Annotated in this window: 20 protein-coding genes and 1 tRNA gene; 18 read left to right on the forward strand and 3 right to left on the reverse strand. The window is 63.0% G+C overall.

From position 1 onward, the window contains the following. Positions 1–12: 12 nt before the first annotated feature. Both QOV41_RS01390 and QOV41_RS01395 read right to left on the reverse strand, forming a co-directional pair. Positions 13–1,314: a PQQ-dependent sugar dehydrogenase gene (locus QOV41_RS01390; RefSeq protein ID WP_284579033.1), complete on the reverse strand. Its 1,302-nt coding sequence runs from the start codon at positions 1,312–1,314 to the stop codon at positions 13–15. A gap of 150 nt (positions 1,315–1,464) precedes the next feature. Continuing rightward, a tRNA-Ser gene (locus QOV41_RS01395) sits at positions 1,465–1,554 on the reverse strand. Positions 1,555–1,780: 226 nt separating this feature from the next. Here QOV41_RS01395 and QOV41_RS01400 point away from each other — a divergent pair. The 18 genes from QOV41_RS01400 to QOV41_RS01485 all read left to right on the forward strand — a co-directional run bounded on the left by QOV41_RS01400 (position 1,781) and on the right by QOV41_RS01485 (position 16,431). Continuing rightward, entirely contained in the window at positions 1,781–2,557 is a 777-nt protein-coding gene (locus QOV41_RS01400; RefSeq protein ID WP_284579036.1) for an MBL fold metallo-hydrolase, read from the forward strand. A gap of 222 nt (positions 2,558–2,779) precedes the next feature. Next, positions 2,780–3,325: a 50S ribosomal protein L21 gene (gene rplU / locus QOV41_RS01405; RefSeq protein ID WP_284579038.1), complete on the forward strand. Its 546-nt coding sequence runs from the start codon at positions 2,780–2,782 to the stop codon at positions 3,323–3,325. An 11-nt stretch (positions 3,326–3,336) separates the two neighbouring features. After that, the gene (rpmA, locus tag QOV41_RS01410; RefSeq protein WP_284579040.1) at positions 3,337–3,603 is read left to right on the forward strand and encodes a 50S ribosomal protein L27; all 267 of its coding nucleotides are present in this window, start codon (positions 3,337–3,339) and stop codon (positions 3,601–3,603) included. A gap of 121 nt (positions 3,604–3,724) precedes the next feature. Next, a complete protein-coding gene (locus QOV41_RS01415; RefSeq protein WP_284579042.1) occupies positions 3,725–4,255 on the forward strand; it encodes a GNAT family N-acetyltransferase in 531 nt (176 codons plus the stop codon). Then, positions 4,248–4,769 (forward strand): GNAT family N-acetyltransferase, encoded by a 522-nt coding sequence (locus QOV41_RS01420; RefSeq protein ID WP_284579044.1) that lies wholly within the window; start codon positions 4,248–4,250, stop codon positions 4,767–4,769. The genes QOV41_RS01415 and QOV41_RS01420 overlap by 8 nt, the downstream gene beginning before the upstream one ends. Continuing rightward, entirely contained in the window at positions 4,766–5,290 is a 525-nt protein-coding gene (locus QOV41_RS01425) for a GNAT family N-acetyltransferase (RefSeq protein WP_284579046.1), read from the forward strand. Before QOV41_RS01420 ends, QOV41_RS01425 begins: the two co-directional genes overlap by 4 nt. Then, positions 5,287–5,823, forward strand: coding sequence for a GNAT family N-acetyltransferase (locus QOV41_RS01430; RefSeq protein ID WP_284579048.1), 537 nt, complete (start codon positions 5,287–5,289; stop codon positions 5,821–5,823). Before QOV41_RS01425 ends, QOV41_RS01430 begins: the two co-directional genes overlap by 4 nt. Then, positions 5,820–6,863 carry a GTPase ObgE gene (gene obgE, locus QOV41_RS01435; RefSeq protein WP_284579050.1) on the forward strand — a complete coding sequence of 348 codons (1,044 nt, stop codon included), beginning with the start codon at positions 5,820–5,822 and terminating at the stop codon, positions 6,861–6,863. The genes QOV41_RS01430 and obgE overlap by 4 nt, the downstream gene beginning before the upstream one ends. Further along, positions 6,863–8,005, forward strand: a complete 1,143-nt coding sequence (gene proB, locus QOV41_RS01440; RefSeq protein WP_284579052.1) for a glutamate 5-kinase — start codon at positions 6,863–6,865, stop codon at positions 8,003–8,005. The genes obgE and proB overlap by 1 nt, the downstream gene beginning before the upstream one ends. After that, positions 7,992–9,275, forward strand: coding sequence for a glutamate-5-semialdehyde dehydrogenase (locus QOV41_RS01445; protein ID WP_284579054.1), 1,284 nt, complete (start codon positions 7,992–7,994; stop codon positions 9,273–9,275). The genes proB and QOV41_RS01445 overlap by 14 nt, the downstream gene beginning before the upstream one ends. Positions 9,276–9,281: 6 nt before the next feature. Further along, entirely contained in the window at positions 9,282–9,908 is a 627-nt protein-coding gene (locus QOV41_RS01450; protein WP_284579056.1) for a nicotinate-nucleotide adenylyltransferase, read from the forward strand. Positions 9,909–10,123: 215 nt separating this feature from the next. Beyond that, a complete protein-coding gene (gene rsfS, locus QOV41_RS01455; RefSeq protein WP_284581418.1) occupies positions 10,124–10,489 on the forward strand; it encodes a ribosome silencing factor in 366 nt (121 codons plus the stop codon). 8 nt (positions 10,490–10,497) lie between these two features. Then, positions 10,498–10,980 (forward strand): 23S rRNA (pseudouridine(1915)-N(3))-methyltransferase RlmH, encoded by a 483-nt coding sequence (gene rlmH / locus QOV41_RS01460; RefSeq protein ID WP_284579057.1) that lies wholly within the window; start codon positions 10,498–10,500, stop codon positions 10,978–10,980. Positions 10,981–11,086: 106 nt separating this feature from the next. Beyond that, positions 11,087–12,532, forward strand: coding sequence for a murein hydrolase activator EnvC family protein (locus tag QOV41_RS01465; RefSeq protein ID WP_284579059.1), 1,446 nt, complete (start codon positions 11,087–11,089; stop codon positions 12,530–12,532). A 7-nt stretch (positions 12,533–12,539) separates the two neighbouring features. Beyond that, positions 12,540–13,976: a S41 family peptidase gene (locus QOV41_RS01470; RefSeq protein WP_284579060.1), complete on the forward strand. Its 1,437-nt coding sequence runs from the start codon at positions 12,540–12,542 to the stop codon at positions 13,974–13,976. A gap of 103 nt (positions 13,977–14,079) precedes the next feature. Continuing rightward, the gene (locus QOV41_RS01475) at positions 14,080–15,192 is read left to right on the forward strand and encodes a divergent polysaccharide deacetylase family protein (protein ID WP_284579061.1); all 1,113 of its coding nucleotides are present in this window, start codon (positions 14,080–14,082) and stop codon (positions 15,190–15,192) included. A 9-nt stretch (positions 15,193–15,201) separates the two neighbouring features. Continuing rightward, complete coding sequence (locus QOV41_RS01480; protein WP_284579062.1) at positions 15,202–15,741, forward strand: RNA pyrophosphohydrolase; 540 nt, start codon at positions 15,202–15,204, stop codon at positions 15,739–15,741. A 3-nt stretch (positions 15,742–15,744) separates the two neighbouring features. Continuing rightward, positions 15,745–16,431, forward strand: a complete 687-nt coding sequence (locus tag QOV41_RS01485) for an aspartate/glutamate racemase family protein (protein ID WP_284579063.1) — start codon at positions 15,745–15,747, stop codon at positions 16,429–16,431. 66 nt (positions 16,432–16,497) lie between these two features. Here QOV41_RS01485 and QOV41_RS01490 read toward each other — a convergent pair whose 3' ends face one another. Next, the gene (locus QOV41_RS01490) at positions 16,498–16,923 is read right to left on the reverse strand and encodes a F0F1 ATP synthase subunit epsilon (RefSeq protein WP_284579064.1); all 426 of its coding nucleotides are present in this window, start codon (positions 16,921–16,923) and stop codon (positions 16,498–16,500) included. Between the last annotated feature and the right edge of the window lie 81 nt (positions 16,924–17,004).

Genomic DNA, 17,004 nt, shown 5'->3' on the forward strand with positions numbered 1-17,004 from the left:
AAGTGTTAGCGCCTAGGCGCCAGTGACGCGCCAGATGACGTCGCCGACATCGTCCGCCATCAACACGGCCCCGTCCGCCGCAAGCGCCACACCCACCGGTCGGCCATAGGAGTACTTCTCGTCCGGCGACAGGAACCCGGTGAGGATTTCGCGCGGCATGCCGGTGGGCTTGCCGTTCTCGAACGGGACGAAAGCCAGCTTGTAGCCCGACAGCTTGGAGCGGTTCCACGAGCCGTGCTGCCCTATGGCCATGCCAGCGGGGAACCCGGGCAGGGTGCCCGCGGGAAGCCAGCAGAGCCCCAAGGATGCTGTGTGGCCGCCTAGCGCGTAATCGGGCTGCAGCGCCGAAGCGACCTTTGCTGCGTCCTGCGGGACGCGGTCATCCACAACCCGGTTCCAGTAGCAATAGGGCCAGCCATAAAAGCCGCCGTCGCGGACCGAGGTCAGATAATCGGGCGGTGTCTCGTCGCCGAGCCCGTCGCGTTCGTTGACGACGGTCCAGAGCATTCCACCTTCGGGCTCCCAGGCCATGCCGACCGGATTGCGCAGGCCACCGGCGAAGATGCGCGACTGGCCGGTGGCGATGTCGTATTCGTGGATGCAGGCGCGGTCTTTCTCCGCTTCCATGCCGGAATCGCCGATATTGCTGAGCGAACCCACGGCGACATAGAGCTTGGTGCCGTCCTTGCTGGCGATCAGATTGCGCGTCCAGTGCCCGCCTGGCACCAGATCCATCAGTTTCTTGCCTGGCGTGGTGATCTTGGTCGCGCCCGCGTCATAGGGATAGGCCAGGAGCGCATCGCTGGCGCCGACATAGAGGGTGTCGCCCACCAGGACAATACCAAAGGGCTGGCGCACATTTTCGATATAGGCGTGGCTTACTTCGGCAACGCCATCGCCGTCAGCGTCGCGGAGCAGGGTCACCCGGTTGGGGCTGTCACCCGAGGCGCGCGCCCGCTGCATGGTGGCAGACATGGCGTGGTCGAACAGGGATTTGGGATTGCCCGACTCGCCCATGGATTCGGCCACAAGCACATCGCCATTGGGCAGCACATGCATGTTGCGGGGATGGACGAGCCCGCGGGCAAAGGCATTCACCTTGAGACCGGGCGCCGGGGTGGGCTTGTGATCGCCTTCCCAACCCTTCGCCGTGGGCATCTTGAGGGTTGGGATTTTGCCCTGCGGCTTGGCCTCGGGAATGGCAGGCGCGGTGCCATAAACCGGGGATCGTTGCGGATCGCCCGAATGGCGCAGCGCAACGGCACCTTGACCGACAAGGGCGACTAGGCGGGCGAGAAGGGAAGGCTCGGTCATAGGTGGTGTCCGACGATGTTGATGGTGTGAAGAGAACACCACGATAAGACCTTCAGGCCGGGAGCACTAGGGTGTTCACGAGCGGTCTTCTGCTTGCATCACCAAGATCAGGCGAACAGTCGGACCGGAGGTGAGGGGTCAGGGAATTAGTGGCGGAGAGAGAGGGATTCGAACCCCCGATGGAGTTGCCCCCATGCCGCATTTCGAGTGCGGTGCATTCAACCACTCTGCCATCTCTCCGCGAGATCGATGAGGGCGCCTCGCGGGCGCGGCTGGTCGATACGAGGCGGGCTTATGGCACAGCAAAAGGACGGCTGCAACACCTGTGATGGTTCTGGCCGGCGGCTACCGCCGTCAAGCTCGGGAAGGTTGCGGCCTTGTTCATCACATCTTCGTGGGTGCTGATCCGGCTGCCTGCGGTCGGCGTTGCGGTTGCGCAATCAAACATTAGCCTTGGGAGAAGACCATGATGAAGCGCCGCACCGTCGTTGCTGGCATCGCCTCGCTGCCCCTTGTTATCTGGGGTGCCGGTGCCTTTGGGATATTCGCGCAGGAGGGGACGAGCTTGGAAGGCGATACTGTGACCACTTCGGAGGGCGATCTCGTCATCCACCCCATCGAGCATGCCAGCATGCTGCTGGGCTATGGCGACGAGGTCATCTATGTCGACCCGGTCGGTGGCGCTGCGGCCTATGAGGGCCTGCCCGAACCCACGGCCATCCTCATCACCCATGGCCATGGCGATCACTATGACCTGCCCACGCTGGAGGCGATTGCCGGATCGGTGCCGATCATCGCCAATGGCGAGGTCTATGACCAGCTGCCCGAAAGCCTCAAGGCCAATGCGACCTCGATGGCCAATGGCGACGCGGGCGAGATCGTGGGGCTCAGCATCCGTGCGGTGCCAGCCTACAACACGACCGAAGAGCGGCTGCAATACCACCCCGAGGGCGTGGGCAATGGCTATGTCGTTACCTTTGGCGACAAACAGGTCTATATCGCCGGCGATACCGAGCCGACCGAGGAAATGCTGGCATTGACCGATATCGACGTCGCGTTCCTGCCGATGAACCTCCCCTATACCATGACGGTCGAGCAGGCCGCCGAGGCGGTCAACACCTTCAAGCCCGCCATCGTCTACCCCTACCATTATGGTGACAGCGATCTCGATGCCTTCGAAGCCGGGGTCGAAGAGGGGACCGAAGTGCGCCGCGGCAACTGGTATCCCGAAGGCCAGGGTTGACGCATAAGCCTTGACTCTGCGGGGCTTTGGCACGATAAGCCCACCCGGAAGGCGCGCTGGCATCACTGGCGCGCTTGCCGTTATTGGAAAGACGCTGTTCGAGGCTGCCCGCCGGTTCGCCGGTACGCATGACGAAGACCGCAGGCCTATCGGGCTTTTACCTGCGGCGCCATAGGAGCGCGACAGAAAGGGACCGAGCGTATCATGCGCTCGGCAGTGAGTATGACTTTTGCCGTGATCAAGACCGGTGGCAAGCAGTACAAGGTTGCCGCCAACGACGTTCTCAAGATCGAAAAGCTCGACGCCGAGGCTGGCGACATCGTGACCTTTGACCAGGTTCTCATGGTCGGTGACGAAGTCGGTGCGCCGCTCGTCGAAGGCGCCCTGGTGGCTGCCGAACTGATCGAGACGCGCAAGCAGAAGACGGTCATCATCTTCAAGAAGAACCGTCGTCACAATTACCGTCGTCGCAATGGTCACCGCCAGCTGCTCTCGACTGTCCGCATCACCGAGATCCTGACCGGCGGCGCCAAGCCATCCGTCAAGGCCGCTGCTGCTGCCGGCTCGACCGAGACCGTGACCGAGAAGGCCCCGGCCAAGAAGGCTGCGCCCAAGGCTGAGGCTGCCGAGGGCACCGAGGCTCCGGCCAAGGCGAAGAAGGCTCCGGCCAAGAAGGCTGCTGCCGACACCAACACCGAAGCCGCTGCTGAAAAGCCGGCGAAGAAGGCCCCGGCCAAAAAGGCCGCACCCAAGGCCGACCAGGAATAAGGAGCTAGAAGATGGCACACAAGAAAGCAGGCGGCTCGTCCCGCAACGGTCGCGATACCGCTGGCCGTCGTCTTGGCGTCAAGAAGTTCGGTGGCGAAGCTGTCGTTGCCGGCAACATCCTCGTGCGTCAGCGCGGCACCAAGTGGCATCCCGGCACCGGCGTTGGCCTGGGCAAGGATCACACCATTTTTGCGCTGGTCGACGGCAAGGTTGCGTTCCGCACCCGTCAGAACAACAAAGTATTTGTTTCCGTCGATCCGGCAGAGGCCGCCGAATAACCCGGCCGGTCTGACCAACCCCGCCGGTGACCAGTTCCCCGGCGAGGCGTTCCGCGACACCAAGCGAAATCTTCAGGGGAACCGGTCCGCCGGTTCCCCTTTCGCTTTTGGAGTCACGACAATGGATAGCCTGCGCGACCACCTCGATCCCACCATCACCACCGAGCGCCTCACCCTGGCGACCCCGGCGCTGGCGCATGTGGCCGAGATGGCGGCGTTGGCCAACAATCCGCGGATCTATCAGGTTCTGGCGCGGCTGCCCCACCCTTACGAGGAACAACACGGGCGGGAATTCGTCGAGAAAATCGCGCGCGGGCCAGAAGAGTTTGCCTGGTCCATCCTGTTTGAGGGGCGGTTCATCGGCGTTGTTGGGCTGCATCTGCTCCCCGGCAAGCTGCCCGAGCTCGGCTATTGGCTGGGGGAGCCGTTCTGGGGGAAGGGCTATGCGACCGAGGCGGCACGAGCGGTGGTCGCGGCCGCAGTGCGGGCAGGGGCGACCGGCTTGGGCTCGCGGGCTCTTCTCACCAATCGCGGGTCACGCAACGTCCTGCTTAAATCCGGCTTTGCCGAAATTGGCGAAGCGCTGGACGAGACCGGCACGCTGGTCGGGCAGCGCGTCATGCTTATGCGATGGGAACCGGATCATGGTTGAGCTCAGGACCGAACGGCTGCTGCTGCGCGACGCCACGCTTGAGGATGCGCCGCGCTACTGCCTGGGCATCAGTGACTATCAGGTGGCGCGCTTCCTGACGCCCTTGCCCTATCCCTATACACTGGGCATGGCGATCGACTGGCTGCGCCAGGCGCCCCCGACTTCGGCCGAGCGCTGCATGCTGGTGATCGAGCTGCCCGGCCAGGGATTGATCGGCTCGGTGGCACTGCTTGACGAACTAGGCTTCTGGATCGCCCGGCCGCATTGGAACCGAGGCTACGCCACCGAGGCGGCTACGGCGCTATTGAGCTGGCACTTTCAGGGGACGAGCCGCCCCAGCGTTGTCTCCAGCGCGCAGCATAACAATGCTGCTTCGCTCGCCGTGCAGCGCCGGCTCGGCTTTGTCGAGGCGCGGCGGGAGCTCCGTTTCTCCCAGGCGCTCCAGCACAATGTCCAGCATGTGGTGACTGAACTAAACCGCGCCGACTGGCTGAACCATAAAGGTGCGGCATGAAGTTGCGCGACGACCTTCCCAGCAGCATCATATCGGATCGGGTTACCCTGCGGCCGGTCACCGAAGCCGATTTGCCTACCTTTGTGGCGCTGGCCAACAATTGGAACGTCATCGAGCCCACCGCCGCCATGCCCTTCCCCTATCTGGAAGAGCATGGGCGTGCCTTCCTGGCCGATGCCCGCGCCAATGCGCAGCAGCATCCTTATGGGCTGGAGAACGAGGCCGGTGCATTTATTGGCGTGCTCGGCCTCAAAGCTGTCGAGGACCAGCTGCCCGAGCTCGGCTACTGGCTGGGCGAGCCCTATTGGGGGCGCGGCTATGCCACCGAAGCGGTGCGCGCGGTGCTCGGCACCGTGGCGCAATGCGGCATCAAGCGCATCGCTGCGCGGGTGCTGCAAAGCAACCCTGCTTCGCAGCGGGTGTTGGAAAGCTGCGGGTTCGGGGTGGTCGAACAGACGCTTAGCGTGGTTGAGCGCCACCGCGGCAAGCCGCTGGTCATTCTGCAATGGAGCGCGCCATGATAGCCGTTCTGCGCACCCCGCGCTTTCTCCTGCGCCAACCCCAGCTTGGCGACGCCGAGCTGATCGCCCGTTACCTCAACGATTACGATGTGGCGGGTAACCTTGCGCGGGTGCCTTATCCTTACCATCTCTCCGATGCGAAAGCCTGGCTGCGCACGCGCGTGCCCGGACTGCCGGTGGAGGAGACGAACTTTTCCATCGAGCTGGCGGGGGAAGGCTTCGCCGGCCATGTGGGGTTCCATCGTGGACCGCAGGGGCCGATCATCGGCTATTGGCTGGGCAAGCCCTTTTGGGGCCGCGGCATTATGAGCGAGGCAGTCGAGGCCAGTCTCGACTGGTTCTTTTCGGCATCGGCGGCGCCCGTAGTCTACTCGGGCGTGTTCCACTTCAACGCTGCCTCGCTTGCCATTCAAACCAAGCTCGGATTTACCGAAACCGGGCGCTCAACCCTGCTCTGTCTTGCGCGTGGCGCCGAGCTGGAGCATATCGACACGCAATTGACGCGCAGCGTCTGGAAGGCCCGGCACACATGAAATTCCTTGATCAGGCCAAGATCTATGTCCGCTCTGGCGATGGCGGCGCGGGTGCGGTCTCCTTCCTGCGCGAAAAGTTCGTTGAATTCGGCGGACCCAATGGCGGCAGTGGTGGCCGTGGCGGCGACGTCGTTATCGAATGCGTCGACGGGCTCAATACCCTTATCGACTATCGTTACCAGCAGCACTTCAAGGCCAAGACCGGCACCCACGGCATGGGCAAGAACCGCACGGGCGCCGATGGCACCGATGTTGTGCTGCGCGTTCCGGTGGGCACCCAGGTCTTTGAAGACGACAATGAGACGCTGATCGCCGACCTCACCGAGGTCGGGCAGCGCGTGGTGCTGCTTTCGGGTGGCAATGGCGGCTTTGGCAATGCCCATTTCAAGACCAGCTCCAACCAGGCGCCCCGCCATGCCAATCCGGGCCAGGTGGGCACGGAAAAATGGATCTGGCTGCGGTTGAAGCTCATCGCCGATGCCGGGCTTGTGGGGCTGCCCAATGCGGGCAAGTCTACCTTCCTTGCGGCTGTGTCCGCCGCCAAGCCCAAGATCGCCGACTATCCCTTCACCACGCTCCATCCCAATTTGGGCGTGGTCTCCATTGGTGAGCGCGATTTCGTGCTGGCCGATATTCCCGGGCTTATTGAAGGGGCGAGCGAAGGGGCTGGTATTGGTGACCGGTTCCTGGGCCATATCGAGCGGTGCGGCGTGTTGATCCATCTCATCGATGGCACCCAGGAGGACATCAAGGGCGCCTACACCACCATCCGTGGCGAGCTCGAAGCCTATGACGAGCGGCTGATCGAAAAGCCCGAGATCGTGGTGCTAAACAAGATCGATGCCATCGAACCCGAGGCGCTCAAGGAAAAGCTCAAGGTGCTCAAGCGGGTGAGCAAGGCCGATGTGCTGACCGTTTCGGGCGTGACGGGGCAGGGGGTCGACATGGTGCTCTACGCGGTTGTCGGTGTGCTCGACGCCGGCAAGGCCGAAAAGGCCGAGGCAGAGCGCCGCAAGATCGAACCCGACTGGGCCCCCTGATGAACGCGCTGGCGCCCTATCGCAGCCTCACCATCAAGATCGGCTCGGCCCTGTTGGTCGATAAGGCCGGCAAGCTCCGGAGCGCTTGGCTCGCTGGCTTGGCCGAGGACGTCGCGGCGCTCAAGGCGAATGGCTGTGATGTGGTGGTGGTCTCCTCCGGCGCTATTGCCTTAGGGCGCGGCCTCCTCGGGCTCGACGCAATTTCGCTGACGCTGGAGCAGTCGCAGGCAGCGGCTAGCGCTGGGCAGATCGCTCTGTCGCAGGCCTGGGCCGAGGCGCTGGGGCGGCACGGGATTGTCACCGGACAGATCCTCATCACACCCAATATCACCGAGGAGCGGCGTTACTATCTTAATGCCCGCACGACCATTGCAACGCTGCTGTCGCTGGGTGCGGTCCCCATCATCAATGAGAACGACTCGGTAGCAACGGCCGAGATCCGCTATGGCGACAATGACCGGCTCTCGGCGCGCGTCGCCACCATGGTGGAGTCCGATTGCCTGGTTCTGCTATCGGATATCGATGGGCTATATACCGCGCCCCCAGCCAAGGACCCCGGTGCCGAGCACATTCCTATGGTCAAGGCCATCACCCCGGCCATCGAGGCTATGGCTGGCGGCGCTGCCAGCCACCTGTCGCGCGGCGGCATGACCACTAAGATGGAGGCCGGTAAGATCGCGACCCTTGCCGGCACCGCCATGATCATCGCCAAGGGCACCGAACCACATCCGCTGCGGGCTCTGACCGAGGGTGGCCGGCACACGCTGTTCCAGCCGTCGCAAAGCCGCGCCCAAGCGCGTAAACGCTGGATCATGGGCTCGCTCGCCGTTGCCGGGACGCTGCAGGTGGACGCGGGGGCGGCGCGGGCGCTGCTCACCGGCAAGTCCCTCCTGCCCATCGGCGTGACCAAGGTGAGCGGCGAGTTCGAGCGCGGCGACGCGATCGCCGTGCTCAATCCTGACGGCGCGGAGATTGCGCGCGGTTTGGCTGGTCTCGACAGCGACGAGGCTCGGCTGGTGATGGGCAAAAGGAGCGATGCGGTGCTGGAGCTGCTGGGTGCAGGCAACCGCTCGGCTATGGTCCACCGCGACAATCTGGTGCTGGTGGGCGCGCAAGAGGAGGTAGATCATGAGCTTGGCTGAAGCCATCGGCGAGGACGTTCCCGCCATCATGCTGGCAATGGGGCGCAAGGCCCGCGCCGCGGCCGCGAAACTTGCAACGGCGACGGCCGAGCGCAAACATGCCGCCCTGATCGGCGCCGCCGAAGCGGTGTCCCGTCATCGCGCCGACATCCTTCTCGCCAACCAGCGCGACATGGAAGCCGCCAAGAGCAAGGGCATTTCCAAGGCCTTTCTCGATCGGCTGCAGCTCACCGATGCGCGGCTCGAGGACATCGTTTCGGCCCTGCGCACTATTGCTGAACTGCGCGATCCCGTGGGCGCCATTATCGCCGAATGGGACCGCCCCAACGGCCTTCACATCGAGCGGGTTCGCACGCCGCTCGGCGTCATCGGCGTCATTTATGAATCTCGCCCCAATGTCACGGCCGATGCCGGTGCCCTCTGCCTCAAGTCGGGCAATGCGGTGATCCTGCGCGGGGGCAGCGACAGCGTTCATTCCTCGCAGGCACTGGTTTCCTGCCTGCGGGAGGGGCTCCGATCGGCCGGCCTGCCCGAGGACGGCGTGCAATTGGTGCCCACCACCGACCGCGCCGCCGTCGGCGAGATGCTGCGGGGCCTGGGCGGCAGTATCGACGTCATCGTCCCCCGCGGCGGCAAGACGTTGGTAGCCCGGGTGCAGGAGGAGGCGCGCGTCCCGGTCTTCGCGCACCTAGAAGGCCTCGTCCACGTTTACATCGACCGCTCGGCCGACCTCGACAAGGCGGTCAAGGTCACTCTCAATGCCAAGATGCGCCGCACCGGCATTTGCGGTGCCGCCGAGACGCTCCTGGTCCACAAGGACGTGGTGGACACCCACCTGGCGCCCATTCTCGACAGTTTACGGGCAAAGGGTTGTGAAGTGCGGGGCGATGCGGCGGTTCTGCGCAACAGTCCGGGAACAGTTTTGGCTACCGAACAGGACTGGCGCACCGAATATGAGGACGCCATTATCTCGGTCAAGATCGTCGACAGCCTCGAGGAAGCTATCGCCCATATCGAGCACTATTCCAGCCACCATACCGAAGCAATCATCGCTGAAGATCCTGTCGCCGTTGAGAAATTCTTCAACGAGATCGACTCGGCAATCCTGATGCACAACGCCTCGACCCAGTTTGCCGATGGCGGTGAATTCGGTTTTGGCGGTGAAATCGGCATCGCCACCGGCAAGATGCACGCCCGCGGCCCGGTCGGGGTCGAACAACTCACCAGCTTCAAATACCGCGTCCGCGGCGACGGCCAGACCAGGCCCTAGCAGCAGTTGACCCGTCGCCCACGTCTTCGCCTGCCGGGGATTACCGCGCTGCCGACTTCCGGGTCCGGCATGCGCATTGGCCTGTTCGGTGGCAGCTTCAATCCGGTGCATGACGGCCATCGCCTGGTTGCCGAAGAGATGCTGCGGCGGCTGGAGCTGGACGCCCTGTGGGTTCTGGTATCGCCCGGTAATCCGCTCAAGGATCAATCCGAGCTCCAGCCACTAAGCATGCGGGTGACAGCCGCCCGCGAACTGCTGGACCATCCGCGCATTCGCGTCACTGGCTTTGAAGCCGCGCATGGTTTTACCTACACGTGGCAGACCATCGACTTTCTCACCCGCAGCCTGCGTGACCGGCGCTTTGTGTGGATCATGGGGGCCGACAGTCTCGCCGGCTTCCACCATTGGGAGCGCTGGCGCGAGATCGCAGCCATGGTGCCAATGGCGGTATATGTGCGCCCCAGTTCACTCCGCGCGCCAGTTTCCCTAGCCGCAACGGCACTGTCCAAATGGCGGCTGGACGAGGATCAGGCGGGGGTGCTTGCCCTGCGGAAGCCGCCCGCCTGGGTTTACCTCCACGGGCGCCAATCGCCGCTTTCATCGAGCGCTTTGCGGGCGCTCAAGCAGCGGTGAAAACTGGAATCTTCGCCAAACCTTGCGAAACTGTCATTGAGCGCGCATATTGTGTCTCGTGTGATGTTAATCACCCAGAATAGGAACATCTGCTTGCCGTTTTACCGAACGCCTGCACATTCCGATCAACAACCAAGGATGCTGACCCCACGCATGACCCATGCACGAGCATGGGCGGAAGGCCGTTGCTAATGGCTTTGCTGCCCGAGAATTCCATGTCCTCCTCTCAGGCGCCGATCGCGCCGGAGCGCCCCATAGTCGATGTGATCCTCGATTGCCTCGATGACGCCAAGGCCGAGGAGACCGTTTCCGTCGACATTACCGGCAAGTCTTCGCTGGCTGACCACATGGTGGTGACCTCGGGTCGCTCGCAGCGTCACGTCGGCGCTGTTGCCGATCAGCTGATCACCGCGCTGCGCGATGCCGGCTACGGCAAGCCACGCGTCGAGGGCCTGCCTCATTGCGATTGGGTGTTGGTGGATGCGGGCGACGTGATCGTTCATATTTTCCGCCCTGAAGTGCGCGAGTTCTATAACATCGAGAAGATGTGGCAGGCGGATTTCGCCGCTGACGCGCACTAAGCGCGGAAATGCGCATTGTCGTTGCGGCCGTTGGCCGGATGAAAACCGGGCCCGAGCGAGAGCTCGTGGCCCGTTATCTTGAACGGGCGAGCGGTAGCGGCAAGCCACTGGCTTTAACGGGTTTCGAGGTCACTGAGCTGACCGAATCGCGCGCCGGTTCGGCCGCCAGTCGCAAGAGCGAAGAGGCCAAGTCCCTCCGATCTGCCTTGCCGGATGGCATCGTCGTGGCGCTCGATGAACGCGGCAAGTCCATCGGATCGGAGACTTTCGCCCATCAGCTCGGCCGTTGGCGGGATGATGGACGTCCCGCTGCAAGTTTTGTGATCGGCGGGGCCGATGGCCTGGACCCCGATTTCGTCCGCAGCGCCGATCTGGTGTTAAGCTTTTCGCCCCTCACTTGGCCCCATCAATTGGTGCGCATCATGCTGGCCGAGCAGCTCTACCGCGCCACCACCATCCTTTCGGGGCATCCCTATCACCGTGGCGACTGAGCCATATTCTCGCAACATGGTTAAGCATCGTTAACCTGCGGTTTCCGAGGCGCTTGTTAAGGTGCCCGGACTGATTCGGGCGCGGGCGCGCCAGTGTGGAGTGCTGATGGCTGTTTGGCCGGGCAAGACGTGGAGTGGGGCATTGGCCGGCTTGGCGCTGGCGGGTGCGTGCACCGTGCCATTGTTAGCGCAAACCGTAGATGGTCCGGCGACGAACACGGCCGCTGAGCAGGACAATGCAGCGCCACAGCCCGCCGTCACCGCTGGGGAAGTGCCGGCTGGAGAGACGCCCGCTCAGCAGGTGCCTTCCCTGTCAGAACCTCAGGCTACACCAGCGGCCTCGACCGCTGAAGATCCGGCTGCGGCCGAAGCATCCTTGGATGAAATCGAAGCGAGCATAGGCCTCAGCCGGGAACGCATGGAGGCGCTGCGCGCCGAGATCGCCGAAATGGAGGGTGACCGTGCTCGCCAGAACGCTGCGCTGATCGCAGCGGCCCAGCGCGTCAAACTGGCCGAGATCGAGATCGCCGATGTCGAAGAGCGGTTGGATGCACTGATCGTCTCCGAGATGGAAGTTCGGGGTCGGCTGGATGGCGCCGATGCCGAGATCGCCAATGTGTTGGCTGCGCTCGAGCGCATTTCCCTTAATCCACCGCCGGCGCTGATCGTTGATCCCGATGATGCGCTTGGATCGGCCCGGAGCGCGATGTTGATTTCGGCGATTGTGCCGCAATTGCGCGCCAAGGCCGATACTGTCACGGCCGATCTTCAGGCATTGACCGACATCAAGGCAGCCGCTCTCGCCGAAGAGGAGGTGCTGCGCGCCAACTATGCGGTGCTCGAGGAAGAGCAGTTGCGCATTGCTACTCTGATCGCTGCCCGCAAGCAGGGAGTCGAAACGCGAACGGCTGAACTAGCGGCTGAAGAGCAGGAGGCTTTGCAGCTCGCGGCACGGGCTGGAGATTTGCGCGAATTGATCTCCAGCCTAACCGCGCGTGCCAATGCCGTGAGCACCCAAGGGGCGACACTAGAGCCGATCGATCCGGACGCGCCGACGATGTCGCCCGAAGTCATACAGACCGCGTTGGCAAATAGTGCCCGTACCGAGCCCGCCATGCCGTTCGTGCTGGCGCGCGGCTACCTGACCATGCCCGCCAATGGCGTAACCGTCGTGGATTATGGCGCCAGCGACGGGTTTGGCGGCATCAGCCAGGGCATGTCCATTGTGACGCGCGCCGAAGCCCAGGTGGTGGCCCCGGCTGATGGCTGGGTGCTCTACAAGGGGCCTTACCTCAATTACGGCCAAATCGTCATCCTCAATACCGGTCAGAACTATACCGCGCTTCTGGCTGGACTGGAGACTATATCCGTTGATATCGGCCAATTCGTGCAGATGGGAGAGCCCTTGGGAACCATGGGATCACGCACAATTGGGCGCACGGTGACCACCAACGCTGGAACAGACCAGCCGACCCTCTATATTGAACTGCGACAAGCCAACGAGCCTATCGATCCAACCGGATGGTGGGCCAATCAGACACAGAGTGGATAGAACCCTCATGCGCTTTACGCCTCTCCGTACCGCTGCAGTCGCTCTTGCGCTGCTGCTGCCGGCTTCCTTGCTGATTGCTCAGGAGGAGCCGGTTCCTGTCCAGACGGAGGAAACCCCAGTTCCGGCGCCTGACCAATCGCCTGGTCAAGCACCCGACGTCGAGCCGGCGCCGAGCGGGGAACAGCCCGAGCCCACGCCCGAAGAGGCGGCAGCAGCGCCACGCGACCCGCTTGAAGTCTACGCCGATCTCAATCTCTTCGGAGAAATTTTCGACCGCATCCGCGCCGAATATGTAGATCCGCCGGACGAGCAGGAACTGGTTCGCGCTGCCATCCAAGGTATGCTCACCTCGCTCGACCCCCATTCGGGCTATCTGCCGCCGGCTGATTACGACGAGATGCGCGAAGATACATCGGGCGAGTTCGGTGGCTTGGGCATCGAGGTGACCCAGGAAGAGGGTGTCATCAAAGTGGTGTCGCCCATCGATGAGACACCTGCTGCCCGGGCCGGTATCCTGGCCAATGACTTCATCATCGAGATCGATGGCGAGCCCCTCCAGGGCGTGACGCTCGACGAGGCGGTCAGCCGGATGCGGGGGCCGATCGGCACTTCGATCACTATCACGGTGCTGCGCGAGGGGGTTGAAGAGCCTCTCCAGTTTGAGCTTACCCGCGAAATCATCGCCATGCGCGCTGTTCGCTGGTCGATGGAAGGCGATATTGGCGTGCTGCGCCTCTCGCGCTTCTCCGAACAAGCGTTTGTCGGCATCGAGAACGCGATCGAGGATATCTTCGAAGAGCGTGACGGCGTCGCGCCTAAGGGCCTGATCCTCGACCTGCGCAACAATCCGGGCGGCCTGGTAGACCAGTCGGTCTATGTGGCCGACGCCTTCCTCAAACAGGGTGCAGTGGTGTTGACGCGCGGGCGCATTCCCCAGGAATCGGCGCGCTATGACGCTCAACCCGATGCACTCGACGCTCGTATCGCTGACGTGCCTGTCGTGGTGCTGATCAATGGCGGCTCGGCTTCGGCTTCAGAGATCGTCGCGGGTGCTCTGCAGGACCACAAGCGTGCAACCGTCGTGGGGACCCGTTCCTTCGGCAAAGGCTCGGTGCAGTCGATCATCTCGCTGGGGCCAGATGGCGCCATGCGGCTGACCACCGCCCGATATTATACGCCTGACAACCGGTCCATTCAGGCCCTGGGCATCACGCCCGACATCGAAGTGCGTCAGGTCGTGCCCGAAGAGTTCCAGGGCCGCGACGAGATCATCGGCGAGGCCGGTCTTGCTGGCCATATTACCATCGAGGGCCAGGAGGAGAACACCGTGGGCTCATCGGTCTATGTGCCGACCGAGAAAGAAGAGGATGCGCAACTGCAATACGCCATCCGCCTCATCAATGGCGAAGAAACCGATCCAGCCTATCCGCCGAAGGCGGAATAACGGCACCGGGTCTATGCTATCACAGCAATAGGGGCGGGGCGGCTGATTCGCCGCCTCGCCCCTTGTCTGTGCGGTGGCCAGGCGAAAGCCAGTACAGGGAAACATGGCGGACGATCTTTCCACTCCATTGACGGGCCGCCGCCGCAAGCCGGCGGAACCGCGCAGTTTTCCCGTCGCTCGCATTCTGTTTGCGCTGGTGTTGTTGATCGGTGGTGCCTTCATCTTGCGGATTCTGTTGACGGACGAGCCCGATGGGGGCCGCCCCAGCCAGGAAGTCGCGATCACCAGCACGCGCAACGGTAATGAACTGGCGAGCACCGTCAGCACCGGCCCTGTCACGATAACAGCGGATCCGCAGCAATATCCGGCCGGAACAGCACCAGCCGCGGAAGCCGCGGGTGAGGAGCCCGGCACGGCTGCAGGGCTGTTCGCGACTTTGCCGGACCTCGTTGAAGAGACAGAACTGGGCGCCATTCCCCGGATGTCGGCTTCTGGAGATACGCCCTTCTCAGCCTATTTGCGGCCTGCTGACCAAGCCGCTGCAAGTGGACAGCCGCTGGTGTCCATCATCATGGTAGGGCTCGGCATCAATGAGCAAGGTTCGCTGGAGGCGATCGACCAATTGCCCGAGGATGTGACGCTGGCCTTCGCACCCTACGGGAAATCCCTCGGCAACACGGTTGCTGCGGCCCGGCAGCAGGGGCACGAAGTGTTGCTGGAGGTGCCGCTCGAACCCTTCGATTACCCTCAGAACGATCCTGGTCCGCACACGCTGCTCACCGGCGAAGTGCCCCGGGCCAATCTCGACAAGCTGTTCTGGCTAATGTCCCGGTTCGGCGGCTACATCGGCGTCATCAACAATATGGGGGCTCGCTTCACCGCGGCCGCCGCCGATTTTTCGCCAGTGATGGAAGAGCTCGGCGCTCGGGGCTTGGGTTATGTTGATGATGGCTCGTCCAACCGCTCCGTCGCTCCGCAACTGGCCGATGGCAATGAGGTGCCCTACGCACGGGCGGACCTGATGATCGATACCAATCCGTCCCGGACGGCTATTCTCGAGGCGCTTGCCAGCCTTGAAGCCAAGGCAGTGGAGAATGGCCGGGCGATGGGTATTGTAACTGCGCTGCCGATTTCCATCGCGGCGATCAGCGAATGGTCCAGCGCGCTCGAAAGCCGGGGCATTACGCTCGTGCCTGCCAGCGCCCTCATGCAATAGAGAACACAAATGAACAAGCCGCTTCCCAACCGACAGAGCATGCCGTACCGGGACTGCGTTGGGGTGGCGGTATTCAATCGCGAGGGCGGGGTTTTTCTGGGACGGCGCAAGCCGGCAGACGACCCCGAGGATTCAGCCGAACTGGGCTCCCCTTGGCAAATGCCGCAGGGCGGCATCGATCCGGGCGAGGATCCTCTGAAAGCCGCGTTGCGGGAGTTGCACGAAGAGACCAGCATCACCTCGGCAAGTCTGCTCGCTGAGGCGCCCGAATGGATCTACTACGATTTGCCGGATGAGGCGCTCGGCATCGCCCTGCATGGAAAGTACCGCGGGCAGCGGCAGCGCTGGTTTGCCTTTGCCTTTACGGGCGACGAGAGCGAGATCGACGTGCTGCAGCCGGGCGGTGGCAAGTTCAAGGCTGAGTTCGATGTGTGGCGGTGGGAAGACTTGAAGCGCACCCCATCCCTCATCGTGCCGTTCAAGAAGGACGCCTATGAGCGGGTGGTTGCCGCCTTTGCCGATATTCCACAGCGCTTCTCGGAGAGTTGAGCAATGAGGACCATTGGCCTCATCGGTGGGATGAGCTGGGAATCGACGGCTCACTATTACCGCGTGATCAATCAGGAGACCGCCAGCCGGCTCGGCGGGCTCCATTCCGCGCCGCTGTTGCTGCATTCGGTGGATTTCGCGCCTATCGCCCAGATGCAAGCGGATGGTGACTGGCACCGTGCGGGAGAGCAATTGGGCAGTATCGCCAAGGGGCTGGAGCAGGCCGGCGCGGAGGTGATCGGCCTGGCAACCAACACCATGCATGTCGTTGCCGAGCAGGTGACTGCTGAGCTGACAGCGCCGTTCCTCCACATCGGTGACCCGACGAGCCAAGCACTGCTGGACGACGGCTTTCGCACCGTTGGCTTGCTGGGGACCCGCTTCACCATGGAAATGGGGTTTTATCGCGAGCGGCTGGAGGAGCGTGGTCTTCAGGTGCTGGTGCCCGAGGTCGACCAAACCAATCTCAACGGCATTATCTATGAAGAGCTGTGCCGGGGATTCGTGCGCGAGGAGTCACGGCAGGTCTATGTCCGGGCGATCGAGCGGTTGGCTGCGAGTGGTGCGGAGGCGGTGATTCTTGGGTGCACCGAGATCGGCATGCTGATCGACGATGATGTCAGTCCCTTGCCGGTCTACGACACCACCGACTTGCACGCCAAGGCTCTGGTAAGCGCCGCTCTGGCTTAGAGCTACCAACGAAAAGGGCGCCTGCGATCTCCGCAAGCGCCCTCAATGTTTGCATGTTCTATTTGCCTAGAGCACGTGAGTGCCGGTCATCTGCCCGGCTTCGCCGGCGAGGTTCTGTAGCGCGCTCAGCACCTGCTGGGCGGTCGTCCGGTCGTCCGGTGTCTGCGCCCGGTTGAGCTCTTCTTCTGCGCCCCGGATGCGGCCCTGAAGCTCTTCGTGGCTGAACTCGGAGAAGGGCGAGGCTTGTTCGGCAAGGATGGTCAGCCCCTCGGGGGACACATCTGCAAAACCACCCTGCACGAAGAAGATGTCGGAAGCGCCGCTGGTGGTCGTCACGGTGATGAAGCCGTGACGCAGCGTTGTCATGAACGGCGCATGGTTTTCCATGACCGTGAAGTACCCTTCAGTGCCCGGAACAGTGACGGACTGAACCGTGTCAGAGAGCACCAGACGCTCGGGCGACACAATCTCAATCTTGAGGCCTTCAGCCATTCTCTTGGTCCTTTGGCAGTGGAGCCGGGACGTGACATCCAGGCTCCATTACGAGATGAGGGCGGGCCCGCGAGGACCCGC

This window comes from Devosia sp. RR2S18, assembly GCF_030177755.1.
GTDB classification, from domain to species: domain Bacteria; phylum Pseudomonadota; class Alphaproteobacteria; order Rhizobiales; family Devosiaceae; genus Devosia; species Devosia rhizosphaerae.